Annotated in this window: 8 protein-coding genes and 2 pseudogenes; 9 read left to right on the forward strand and 1 reads right to left on the reverse strand. The window is 33.6% G+C overall.

Going from position 1 to position 13416, the window contains the following annotated elements; all coding sequences use genetic code 11:
• The coding region (locus DT250_RS03100) for a collagen-like protein (protein WP_149212479.1) at positions 1 to 922 on the forward strand (922 nt) is incomplete at its 5' end.
• Positions 923 to 1368: 446 nt separating this feature from the next.
• Here DT250_RS03100 and DT250_RS03105 read toward each other — a convergent pair.
• Positions 1369 to 2455 (reverse strand): annotated as a pseudogene (locus DT250_RS03105) (spore germination protein); the annotation flags it as partial.
• 419 nt (positions 2456 to 2874) lie between these two features.
• Here DT250_RS03105 and murQ point away from each other — a divergent pair.
• The 8 genes and pseudogenes from murQ (at position 2875) to DT250_RS03145 (ending at position 13378) form a co-directional block, all read left to right on the forward strand.
• Positions 2875 to 3762 (forward strand): N-acetylmuramic acid 6-phosphate etherase, encoded by an 888-nt coding sequence (murQ, locus tag DT250_RS03110; protein WP_149212480.1) that lies wholly within the window; start codon positions 2875 to 2877, stop codon positions 3760 to 3762.
• 23 nt (positions 3763 to 3785) lie between these two features.
• A complete protein-coding gene (locus tag DT250_RS03115) occupies positions 3786 to 5210 on the forward strand; it encodes a PTS transporter subunit EIIC (protein WP_149212481.1) in 1425 nt (474 codons plus the stop codon).
• Positions 5211 to 5511: 301 nt separating this feature from the next.
• A complete protein-coding gene (locus DT250_RS03120) occupies positions 5512 to 6363 on the forward strand; it encodes a MurR/RpiR family transcriptional regulator (protein WP_098134548.1) in 852 nt (283 codons plus the stop codon).
• Positions 6364 to 6421: 58 nt separating this feature from the next.
• A complete protein-coding gene (locus tag DT250_RS03125) occupies positions 6422 to 7447 on the forward strand; it encodes an alpha/beta hydrolase (RefSeq protein WP_149212482.1) in 1026 nt (341 codons plus the stop codon).
• Between the two features lie 127 nt (positions 7448 to 7574).
• Positions 7575 to 7800 (forward strand): annotated as a pseudogene (locus DT250_RS32080) (hypothetical protein); the annotation flags it as partial.
• A 50-nt stretch (positions 7801 to 7850) separates the two neighbouring features.
• Positions 7851 to 8570 carry an ABC transporter permease gene (locus DT250_RS03135; protein WP_255449982.1) on the forward strand — a complete coding sequence of 240 codons (720 nt, stop codon included), beginning with the start codon at positions 7851 to 7853 and terminating at the stop codon, positions 8568 to 8570.
• Positions 8571 to 9219: 649 nt separating this feature from the next.
• Positions 9220 to 9645 carry a DUF4879 domain-containing protein gene (locus DT250_RS03140; RefSeq protein WP_048525317.1) on the forward strand — a complete coding sequence of 142 codons (426 nt, stop codon included), beginning with the start codon at positions 9220 to 9222 and terminating at the stop codon, positions 9643 to 9645.
• Positions 9646 to 10096: 451 nt separating this feature from the next.
• The gene (locus tag DT250_RS03145; protein WP_149212484.1) at positions 10097 to 13378 is read left to right on the forward strand and encodes a VaFE repeat-containing surface-anchored protein; all 3282 of its coding nucleotides are present in this window, start codon (positions 10097 to 10099) and stop codon (positions 13376 to 13378) included.
• Positions 13379 to 13416 lie beyond the last annotated feature (38 nt).

The following is a 13416-nucleotide window of genomic DNA, read 5'->3' on the forward strand; positions in this document are numbered from 1 at the left end:
AGGGGTTCAAGGGATTCAAGGAGAGCCGGGACCTCAAGGGGATATAGGCCCGACGGGACCAACAGGTGCAACAGGGATAGGTATAATAGGACCAACGGGCATTACAGGAAACACTGGCCCGACTGGTCCTTCAGGTGGACCACCTGGGCCACCTGGGCCAACGGGACCAACAGGCCCTTCGGGTGGACCACCAGGACCAACCGGAGCTACAGGGGTTACTGGCCCAACAGGTCCTTCAGGTGGACCACCTGGGCCATCTGGACCAACGGGACCCACTGGGGCTACGGGACTACAAGGGATTCCTGGAATTACTGGTCCGATTGGCCCAATGGGGCCTCAAGGGGTTCAAGGAATCCAAGGGGAGCCGGGACCAGAGGGACCAACAGGCCCTCAAGGGGTTCAAGGAATCCAAGGGGAGCCTGGGCCAGAGGGACCAACAGGTCCCCAAGGGGTTCAAGGGATTCAAGGGGAACCTGGTCCTACCGGCCCGACAGGGCCAAACATTCCTATAACTTTTGCAGACTTATCTAATGCAGGTTCACAGGATGTTTTGAATTTATCGCCTGTTAGATTTTCTGGTAGCGTTAATACTGTTCAAAATTTAACTTTTTCAACATTTAATACAATAACAATAATCGATCCAGGAGTGTATAAAGTTGAATATTATATCTCTTTTTCGCCTTCTTCAAGTCCAATTTGTTTCATTATAGGTGGAGTTGGTTCAAGTAACACGGCAGGTAATATAATATTACTTCCAAATCCAACTGGTGGAGAAATATCTGTTTCAAGAATTTTAACTTTAGATACAGGAGCAACTCTTCAAATTATCAATGCAAGTGGCGATACTATAAGTTTACCTAATTTATCAACCAATGGTACACAGAAAGTAAATGCTAGATTTGTAGTGTATAGAATTTTTTAAAGTATAAATTCATTTTCAATGTGTTAGTCCCTTATATCCATCAACTTAAATATGTAAACTATTATTAAAATAAAAAGCACGAGTTATTTTATGTTTGATTAAATTATGTGAAAAATTTAGTATGGATATATCTTTTCTATTTAAAATGTATATATAATCTTGTGAATTTCGAAAATAGAATTAAATAAATATGGTAATTCTTTTACTCATCAAAAGCCTAGTAATTGCTAGGCTTTTTGTTAACCTGTATTTTTTTACTATTCTTCAAAGTAAATCATTATTCAAAAGTTTAATTTAGAATAAAAAAGCCTTTAGATTAAAGGCTTTTTTATGGTATATATTTATTTTGTTTGAGGAGATAATCCTGCTTTTTTAATTCTTAAATAGTTGGTAAGCCTACTTTTTCAATTCTTTCATTAACTTTTTATAAGAAGACTCCCTCCTCAAGGAACGCGAACTCCCGCTTCACGGAGCATTTCTAAGGTGATTTCCATAATGAATGCTTCTATTAAAGGGGAGAACGGAACTTTAATCCTTGATGATGCAATAGAAATATATAAATCTAAAGGTATAATTTCAAAGTGAAATGTGACCATTGAAATATATAATGCAGGTAAAAATATAGATATAAGAAACCCTAGAAATCGTAATAAGCGAAAAAAAGATGCGATTAGCCAGTGTAGATTATAATCTTCGGGGGTCTGAAAAAAACCTATTAAATTCATCGGAACAATCATCACACTTGGAGATCTATCAATTAACACTGCCACTTTCCCATCAAGAATATGGTGAGAAATGGCATCTGGACGTTCACTTAAATAAGTTTGAGGGAAGGGAGTCCAATTTTGATCTTTTGTAAAGTTAGATAATTCTCCAATGCTTAAAATCGTATCTGTTTTAATTTTACAAATCCTTTTTTGTACTTCCTGCACTACATCTTATTAGCTACATCCCCTAAGTAAAGTACATATATAGAAGTAGTAGCACGTTCTCCTATTGTTAGCTTTTTGATTTTTAATTGTGTAGAAGGAATATATCTTCGAATAAGCCCTATATTCTTAGAGGCGTTTTCAATAAATCCATCATGAGAACCTTTGATTGCCACTTCTGAAACAGGTTCCTGTATTGATCTTTCTGCCCATCCTTTTGTATTTATGAGAAGTGCTCTTTCTTCTCCTTCCATAAATAATACACATTGCCCCTCGAGTAATCCTTCTGTAATCTCATTCCATGTATATACTATTTTTGTATAAGCAGCAATCATATAGAAATTAAATATTTGTATATTATAATATATTTTTCTAATAATGGTTTGATAACATTTTCTTTTAATGTAACAGTATCCGTAAGACCTTCAAAATAATAAAGCGAAACATTGGTTTTTGTTTTTAAATGTAGAGGATGTTCAATTAAATCTGCACAAACATCAAAAATTTCTTCTATTTTGCACTTGAGTTCCTGTAAGTTGTTTGTTTGAATGATTTCAACATTTTTATTATTTTTAGTGTCTATGCTCATTTTATTTAAGGTCATGATGTACACCTCCTTTATGTATATCAGTACGATATATTTATTAATTTTAAATGATTAAAATTTATTCATTAGTTTGGTATATTTTTTCATTATTTTTAGAGAAAGTGTCCTATGTTCATTAAGATAACAAATCGTAAAAAAACTTAAACCTAAATCAGTAATTTTAGCAGTCAAATTGACGTAAGAAAATTTCATTTCATCATCTATACATTAATGGTTATTAAGTTAGTGAAAGATCTTAATTAGAGTGTATATGTAATAAAAAATAGCCTTTATTTTACTGAGGAATTAATAAGTTTTGAAATTTAATTTCTAAAAAAATATAAAAATATTGAAATTTAATTTCAAAAATGCTATTCTATATTTGCAATAAAGAAAACGTTCTCAGACAATTAATTTAATAAAAAAGGGTGATATACATGTTAGAAAAATTAACAACAGAAGCTCGTAATGATAAAACTATGAACTTAGACGAGATGTCGATAATAGAATTTCTTACAGTCATGAATGAAGAGGATGCAAAAGTAGCGGACAGAGTGAAGTTAGAAATTCCACAAATTGCAACAGCAGTAGAAGCAATTATAGAGGCGAAGAGAAAAGGAGGACGCTTAATCTATCTTGGTGCTGGAACAAGTGGTCGCATTGGGTTGTTAGATGCAGTTGAATGTCCGCCCACTTTTGGGACAGCCCCTGAAGAAGTAGTTGGATTAATTGCTGGTGGTAAGAAAGCTTTTATCAAAGCAGTAGAAGGTGCAGAAGACAGTAAAGAATTAGGAATTCAAGATTTAAAGGACATGCATCTAAAAAATACAGATGTGGTAGTTGGAATTGCTGCTAGCGGACGTACACCTTATGTGATTGGCGGTTTAGAATACGCGAATTCTATTGGGGCGCAAACAGTGGCTGTAAGTTGTAATAAGGGTTCCGCAATTGGAAAAGAGGCAAAAATTAAGATTGAGGTTAATAATGGACCAGAGGTATTAACTGGGTCTACTCGATTGAAATCTGGTACTTCTCAAAAATTAATTTGTAATATGCTTTCAACCGCATCTATGGTTGGGTTAGGGAAAGTATATGGGAATTTAATGGTAGACGTACAATTAACAAACGAAAAGCTTATAGAGCGTGCAAAACGTATTGTAATGGAGGCTACATCTTGTGGCTATGAAACAGCGGAATTATATTTAGCAAAGGCTGATAATAAGCCCAAGGTTGCAATTGTAATGATCTTAGCAGGTTTTTCAAAAGAAGAAGCTATACAGCGATTAGGAGAGACTCAGGGTTTTATTCGTCAAGCAGTTAAATAGTCAAAACGAGCGAGGTGTTTATCATGAGTAAATATCATAATATGGCATTAGAAATATTAGAAGCTATTGGTGGAAGTAATAATGTATTATCTTATACAAATTGTATGACACGTCTTCGAATCACACCGGTAAATCGGGATCAAATAAATGAAGAAGCTGTAAAAAAAGTTAACGGAGTTCTTGGAGTTGTTGATGATGAAACCTATCAAATTATTCTTGGGCCAGGTGTTGTTACAAAAGTATCAGAGCAATTCAACATTGTTGTAGCGCAAGGGAAGGAAGAATCTGTTAGTTCGACAACATCTTCTGCTGAAGATTTACAAACAAAAGGTGCCAAAATAAAGGCCGAACAAAAGAAAAAGAATAATACACCTTTCAAATCTTTTCTAAGAAAAATCGGAAATATCTTCATTCCTTTAATTCCAGCTTTTGTTGGAGCGGGTTTAATTGCTGGTATTGCATCGATTTTATCAAATAATATTACGGCGGGGAATTTAGATAGTGCTACATGGCAGCAGTATGTAACCATTTTTAATGTTATTAAAAATGCAATATTTAGTTACTTGGTTATTTATGTAGGGATTAATGCTGCAAAAGAATTTGGAGCAACTCCATCCCTAGGTGGAGTCATTGGTGGGGTGACTCTTTTAACAGGAGTGACATCTGATCTTCCAATAAATAATATATTCAACGGTGAACCATTATCACCAGGGCAAGGTGGGGTACTGGGTGTTCTATTAGCTGTTTGGATATTATCAATTATGGAAAAACAATTACGTAAATTTGTTCCAGATGCAGTAGACATTATTGTTACACCAACAATTGTATTGTTAGTCGTGGGATTGATTACAATTTTCTTGATCATGCCATTTGCTGGTTTTATATCAAATAATTTAATTGGTGCAATTAATTGGGTATTGGTACATGGTAGTGTATTCTCAGGATTCGTGCTTGGAGCGGCATTTTTACCGCTTGTTATGTTAGGTCTACATCAAGTATTAATACCAATTCATATTGAAATGATTAATTCAACAGGTGCAACACAATTACTTCCTATTCTTTCAATGGCAGGTGCTGGACAAGTTGGGGCAGCAGTTGCATTATGGGTCCGCTGTAAAAAGAATAAATCATTAACAAATATGATCAAAGGTGCACTTCCAGTTGGTGTCCTTGGGATTGGTGAACCACTTATTTATGGTGTAACATTACCGTTAGGACGTCCGTTTATTACCGCTTGTATCGGCGGAGGTATTGGTGGAGCAGTTATAGGTCTATTAGGGCAAGTTGGTGCAATTGCAATTGGGCCTTCTGGTATGGCACTAGTTCCATTAATTGCAAATGGAGTATGGCTAAACTATGTCATTGGATTATTTGCAGGATATGCCGCTGGATTTATTCTCACATATTTCTTTGGTGTACCAAAAGAAGCAATGGTGGAACAGGAATAATAGTGAGGAATTTTGTGAAAGTACGATTAATCCTTTGGATGGTCGTACTTTTTTGTCTTTCTACAACAGTAGACTCCTTCCTTATAAACGAGAAGTTGTGAAGTACCAATTTTAGATGGGAGACGAATGTCAGTAGGCGTAAATCTACGTTTTTTGTATACTAAAGATATCTGATAAGATCCAATTACAAAAACTTGTTCTCGTTATATTCGCCAAAAGTCGTAAAGTGGTAGGTAAATCAAGGAGAGTAATAGGTGAAATTTTTATAGAAGAAATAAAAAAAGGAAAGAAGTTGGAATAATTGACGGTAAATAGTATTCGAACACAAATAGAATTAGTTTTAGATGAGCTACCTGTCTCTGAGAAAAAGATAGCACAATATGTTCTTTCTTACACAAAAGAGGTGACTCAAATGACAATACATCAATTAGCAAAAGAAGCAGAAGCAAGTAGTGCAGCTGTTGTTCGCTTTTGTCGGTCATTAGGGGTAACAGGTTTTCCAGACTTGAAAGCACGCCTATATGCTGAAATAAAGCATATACATCATGTCGGGTATTTTGATATTGAACCTGATGAAAAAGTACAATCCGTAATTGATAAAACGTTATCTAATACAGTACAAACACTTCATGATACTGTGGGGCAATTAGAAACGAAATCTATTGAAAAAGCAGTCGAATTTCTAAAAGAAGCAGAAGTTATTTACATTTATGGAGTAGGGGCATCTTTTCTTATTGCAGAGGATGTAGCACAGAAATGGATTCGTTTAGGAAAAAAAGCTTATGCAATTTCAGATCGACATTTGTTAGCAGTCGCATTGGCTACCCAATCCCAAAATGCATTGTTTTGGGGGGTTTCTTATAGTGGAGAAACAAGTGATGTGATAGAGCTAATGAAAGCAGCCAAAAATCTAGGACTGAAAACAATTAGCCTTTCTCGTTCAGGAAGCAGTAAAATTTCCGAGTTAGCAGATGTATCTTTATTTACGGCACGTGCCCCTGAGGCGAAAATTCGCAGTGCGGCAACTAGTTCTCGATTTGCCCAACTATTAGTAATTGATGTTGTCTTCTTTGTATACTCATCATCTCAATATGAGTTAACAGTAAAACAATTAGAAAAGACAAAACAAACTATACAGCAACTAAATGAATAAAAGTAATTTCGTAGGAAAGGCTGAGGTTAGACACTTAAGGAGCGGAGAGAATTTTAAAATGAAAATAAAACAACAAAAGCCTAAGGGTCTATGGAAAAAAAGGATGTTTATATTTCTTATAATAGTGTTGGCCTTGGGTATCATGGGAGTCAGTTATTGGAATTTTTCGCCATATCCAAAAGCATTTTTAATTAAAAAAGCATTTGAAGGTGGGATGTTTGAACCTTCTAACAATTATAGAAATGCCCTAAAGGAAACAATAAGAGTCAAGGATATTAATTATAATTCTAAATTTCCAGATGGTACATTAGATTTAGTTTATCCAAAAAACCATAAAGAAACTACACCTGTTATTTTTTGGGTACATGGAGGTGGATTTGTGGGAGGGGATAAATCAGATATTACGGGTTATGCGGTAGAGCTGGCTTCTCGTGGTTATATAGTGGTAAATATCAACTATGCCCTTGCTCCTAAAAGTACATATCCAACACCGGTACTACAATTAGGTGAAGCTTACGAATACATAAAAGAAAATTTAAACAAGTATGACTTGAAACTAGATCGTGTATATTTTGCAGGAGATTCTGCTGGGGCACAGATATCTAGCCAATTTGTTAATATTCAAACATCTGCAGAGTACGCGAAGTTAACTAAGATTGATTCTATTGTTGACCCTACAACAATAAAGGGTGTATTGTTATTTTGCGGTCCATATAGTATGTCTGAATTAGCTAAAATAGAATCTACTAAAGAAATACAAGAATTTATGCGTACTGCTGGTTGGGCGTATTTAGGTGAGAAAAATTGGGAAGGGTTAAACGAAACGAAAATAGCCTCAGTTTTAGATCATGTCACAAAAAATTATCCACCAACTTTTATAACAGATGGTAATACGGCGTCATTTGAAAATCAAGGAAAAGCATTAGTTTCTGCTTTACAAAGAGAAGGTGTATTAGTAGATAGTCTTTTCTTTGATAAAAATGTTTTTGGGGAGTTAGGACATGAATTTCAATTTAAAATGAATACTTCAGCTGGTCAAGATACTTTCAACGAAGTTCTTGGATTTTTAAGTAAAACTAAATAATATGCATTTGATAAAAAGTTTGCTCTATTCCTTTGAAATACACCTCTGCCAAGTAGATAGTATTTAAAAAGTGAAACTAAATCACCTGAGTTCTATATTTATATGGACTCAGGTGATTTAGTTTCTTTTAAAGGGAAGAAAGCAGCAAGAGGATATCCATAAAAAAAGGAAAAGCGCTAAATGAAAAAATTCTTCATTATGCAGACTTAGGAACTGCGTTAATTAAAGCTTGAGAAGAAAATGTGAATCCTTTTGTGGTATTAGAAACAGTCATGCCCTGGGATAAATTTGTAGCTTCTGTAGAAGAAGCTAAACAACTGTCTCGACCCATAAATTATGATTATCTTGATTTAGAGGATTATTTCATGCAAATAACAGGAGGGATTAATCAGTGTAATCGATAATAAAATCTGAACTTATTAAATTTAAAGGTTCTAAATTAATATATATTACTACTGCGTTGCAATTGATTCCTATATTACTTGTATTTTTTATTTACGCCGTTAATCCTAAATATTCTATTACTGAAACAGGTTGGAACGCATATTATAAGACAAATTATATGTTTTTTAACATTATGACAGGTACTGCTATTTTTTATATTTTTACAGGATATATATTTGCTAGAGAATATCAAGAAGGGACAAATATTATTTTATTTACAAGTCCTATTCCTAAATTAAAATTTTATTGCGGTAAATTGCAAATTGTATTTAGCTTTATTGTTTTTACAATGGTTATACTGCTCTTTCTTCCTTTCTTTTTAGGTATGTTAATTACTGATCTTCCTTTTACATATGGTTTATTTATTCAACAGCTTAAAATAGTTTCATTAATGGCGATTATGCATTTTTGTTTAATACCTATAGCGTCATTTTTTGCGATTAAATGGAAAAGCTTTCTCACAGTAGTCTTGCTGATCTGTATAGTTTTATTTTTGAATTTAATTTTAGTTAATGTACATGGGAATGTATTGTATCCTTGGATAGTACCATTAATATTTAGTCCTCATGAAGGAATTGGAAGAACTTTTATTAATTATCCTATTGGTATTTGTAGTATTTCCTTTATTTTTGTAGTAGGTTTAATATTATCAATTTATGAATATAGAAAAGTCAGATAAAGCATCCGAACAAATGGGGGGGCCTGTTACATCGCCATTAACTTAAGAAATGCATTGTTCCCGAAAACGAAAAAAACGAGTTGAATTTACATAAATAACTGTAGAAAAATTTAAAATTTTGTTTTGGGGTGTTATAAAATTCTTAAGTTGATGGATGTGTAACGGTACCCCAAATATAAAAAACACCTTATAGCAAATAAGGTGTTTTTTATACCTATTAAAATGACTTAAGATGCGTTTACTTGAGTTCACTAGGTAGTTAGAAGTTGAAAGACTATCTTTAACGAAAAATGTTGAGCAGTTCTATTTAATTGCACATCAATATATCCAAATAAGAAATGCAATCTTGCATTATCAATCCTTTTCTGATTCAATACATCCATAAAATTTCTTTTTCTCTCGTTTCTTTCTTCATCTTATAATATGCCTCTAGAGATAATGGTCATAATAAGGCATGGAAGGATGAATCAAAACAAAAACCAAATAGGTTCATAGGTTAGAAGTGTATCTGAATAGATCATATAACTGCAGAAACATAAGATAGAATATTCCCACTAATTTTTCTATAGTTTCAAACTATATACTTATAGAATTAATAGGATTATATTGGAAATGAAAGAGAAAACAATAGATGGAAGGGGATGTTTTTATGTTTAAAAAAGCAGCACTTGGTATTTCATCGTTAGCAATTACTGCGTTTGTCGGATTAGGAATGGCAACAGAAGCTTCTGCTGGACCTGCAGCACCACTTACTTCACTAAATGTCGTACAAGTAGAGTCAGAGCAGGGCGGAGTAGAAACGATTAATCCAAACAGTTTTAGCACAACACGTGACCACGGGGGAAAATACTTATATATTACTACGAAGGAAATGGGATATGGTCAAAACCCATTTGCGAAAATGAATGGTTTTAATGTGAAAAGTATTGGCTCTACTATAATTGGTGGAAAACCAATTGTTGGTTGGTATTATAAGTGGGATGCTTCTGGGCATCAGCAGGGAACATTTGAATACCAAAAAACATCTATTAACGCTCCATTTAATACAATGCGAACTTCAATCTATATCAAATGAATATTTTAAAAAGTTATTGAAATTTATCATACAAAACTCAGTTTATAAAATTGAATTCATTTATAGAACATGTAAGAGCCGTCCTGAATGGGGAGGGCTCTTATATGTTCTATAAAGGTTTACTAGCACAATATATCTGCCAAAATCGTATTCTGATTTCCTTGTAGTAAAGGGTGTATACGTTAGCAGAATAATAACCTGAGTAAATAAATTGTATTTACATACTTAACATACATTTTTGTTTTGTTAATCGTAGGATTTTTCAGAATTTGTATATAGTAAAATCAGATAAAAACTTGAAAAACATGAAAATGTGTAATTTTTTTGACTATTTAATCAATTTGTTTAATATTTAGAATTTGTTGTTTTATAATGAGAGTCGGGTTGATCGTGAATGTTTTAGATATTGCGATATAAGCTCAGATTAATTTATTTTAGGGAGGTTTCAAAATTGAGTAAGAGAGTTATTATAAAAGTTTTTACATTATTATCAGTACTGGCATTATTCCTTAATGTATTTTTACCAAGGGCTAGTGCAGAGGTTATGACGCACGAGAAATATTCTATGGACTGGAGTTATAGTAATAGTTTAGGCAAGTACATTCGAACCGAAATGATTAAAAATTCTAGCGGTAAAATTGCGTATTGCTTAACTCTTGGACTAAAATCACCAAATGGTGAAGATCTTCCTGAAATGGGGAAAACAGATAATATAGTATATAGGGTCCTATTAAACGGTTTCCCACAAAAAAGTGTCGGGCAGCTGGGAGTAGCTAGTCAGAATGAAGCACATTACGCGACTCAGCTTGCAGTTTGGAATGCATTAGGTCAACTTGAGGTAAATGAACTAAAACATGCGAATAAAAATGTTGAAAAAGCGGCTAAGGCAATTATCAATGCAGCAAATAATAGCCAAGATACTCAAGATATTTTTATGAACGTGATTCCTGCTGAAAAGCAGAAAGCAGAATTAAAAGGTGAGTTTTTTGAAACAAATTTGTATACAGTACAAACAAACGCTAAGAGTGGCTCTTATAAAGTAGTAGCGAAAAATGCACCTAATGGAGTTAAAATTGTTAGTGAAAATGGGGAAGTGAGAGATCAGCTTTCAGTTGGAGAAAAATTCCGTATCCAAATTCCTAAAAATACAAGAACAGGTGAATTTAACCTAAGTGTTGCTGCTAATTTAACTAAAGTTCAAGCAATTGCTTACCGCGGTACTGATACTGTTCAGAATGCTACAGTACTACTAGAAAGAAATGAAGAAAAGCTTAGTAGTGATCTTGCAGTAAATTGGGAAGCTGCTGGTTCTTTAAAAATTAAAAAAGTTGGAGAAAATGGAGAAGTATTAGCTGGTGCGGTATTCGAGGTTTTTAATGCAAATAATGAATCAGTTGGAAAAATCACGACTGGTGCTGATGGTACTGCAGAATTAAATAATCTACCCATTGGTACTTATACTGTAAAAGAAATAAAAGCGCCAACAGGCTATGTTTTAGGTGATAAACCACAAACTATTGAGGTTAAGACAGGAGAAACAGGGGCTGTTCAAATAGTAAACAACAAAGCAAAAGGGAACATTGAAATAAAAAAACTTAGTGATTCAGGTAAAGTACTACCTAATGTTGAATTCACTGTTTTTACTGAAGATGGAAAAGAAGTGAAAAAGGCAGTAACAAAAGAAAATGGAATTGCAAATGTTGAAGGCCTTACATTTGGTAAGTATTATTTCTTAGAGACAAAAACACCAAATGGATATATTGGAAATAAAACAAAGTATCCTTTTGAAATTAAAGAGCACAATAAAACACTTACTTTTACAGTAGAAAACACCGAAGTAAAAGGTAGTGTAAAACTACTAAAAGTAGATAACGAAGATATTAGTAAAAAATTAGAAGGTGCAGTATTCGAGTTAAAAGATGCAAGTGGAAAAGTAATTGGGGAATATAAGACAGATAAAAATGGCGAGATTAACGTCAAAGATTTATTGTATGGTAAGTATTCATTTGTAGAAAAGACTTCTCCAAATGGTTACGTTCTTGTTAAAGAACCAATTTTGTTCGAAATAAAAGAACATGGAAAAATTATTGAGCTATTAGCAGTTAATCATCTTATCAAAGGTGATTTGGAAATTACAAAGGTAGATGTTGCGAATGGCAACAACAAGCTTCCAAATGCGGAATTTACGATTTATAACGGATCAGGAAAAGAAGTAGTGAAAGGAAAAACAGATGATAAAGGTATCGCAAAATTTGAAAAGTTACCATTTGGAAAATACACATATAAAGAAACTTTTGCACCACAAGGTTATATCTTAAATGAAGAGACGTTTTCATTTGAGATCAAAGAGAATGGTCAAATCATTAAACATATCGTAAAAGATGAAAAGGTTCCTTCAATTAAAACAACAGCAACTGATAAAACAGATGGTACAAAAGAAATGCACACTTCTAAGCCTGTAACAATCCAAGATAAAGTGGAATACAAAGACCTACTAGTAGGTAAAGAGTACACTTTAAAAGGTAAATTAATGGATCAAAAGACTAATAAACCATTCGTTGTAAATGGTAAAGAAGTAACGGCTGAAACTAAGTTTACACCAAAAGAAACAAATGGTTCTATTACATTAGACTTCACATTTGATGCAACTGGTTTAGCAGAAAAAGAAGTAGTAGTATTCGAAGAGTTACTAAAAGACGGAAAAGTTGTTACTACACATGCTGATATCAATGATAAAGGCCAAACAGTTAAGTTCGTTAAGCCATCAGTAAAAACAACTGCTACAAACAAAGCTGATGGTGGAAAAGAGATTCATTCAAAGGATTCTATCACTATCCAGGATAAAGTGGAGTACACTAACTTAGTCGTTGGTAAAGAGTACACTGTAAAAGGTAAATTAATGAACAAAGCTATTAACGAACCATTATTAATTAATGGTAAAGAAGTAACGGCTGAGACTAAATTTATTGCAAAAGAAAAGAATGGTTTTGTAACATTAGACTTTACTTTCGTTGGTGCTGAGCAGCAAGGAAGAGAAGTAGTTGTGTTTGAAGACTTATTGCATGAAGGGCAAATAATTGCAACTCACGCTGACATTAACGATGTAGGTCAAACAGTTAGATTTGTAGAGCCTTTTATTAAAACGACAGCCACAAATAAAGCTGATGGTTCTAAAGAGTTAGACGCTTCTAAAACTGTAACAATCCAAGATAAAGTGGAATACAAAGACTTGATTGTTGGTAAAGAGTACGTAGTAAGAGGTAAACTAATGGATAAAACAACAAACAAGCCATTATTAGTTGATGGTAAAGAAATAACAGTAGAATCTAAGTTTACTGCAAAAGAGAAAAATGGTTCTATTGCACTCGATTTCACATTTAATGCTTCTGCATTACAAGGTAAAGAAGTGGTAGTGTTTGAAGAATTGTATCAAGATAATGTCTTGGTAGCTATTCACGTTGACATCGAAGATAAGGGTCAAACAGTGAAATTTAAAGAAGTAAAACCGGAACAACCTAAACCAGAACAGCCGCATCAAGATAAAAATACTCCAACTTCAGAACAACCAATAGAGCAAGTGAAAGAACAACCACAACCTAAGAAAGTAATTCAATCTAAAATTGGATGGTTACCGCAAACAGGTGCTGACCTAACAAGTTGGATCTCTATGGCTGCAGGTGCATTACTGTTAATTGTTGGTGGAGTTATTTTCTTAAAACGTAAAAACGCATAAAAATTAAAAAATAAGCACATCTGTTTTTACAGGATGTG

This window comes from Bacillus sp. AR2-1, assembly GCF_008368755.1.
GTDB classification, from domain to species: domain Bacteria; phylum Bacillota; class Bacilli; order Bacillales; family Bacillaceae_G; genus Bacillus_A; species Bacillus_A wiedmannii.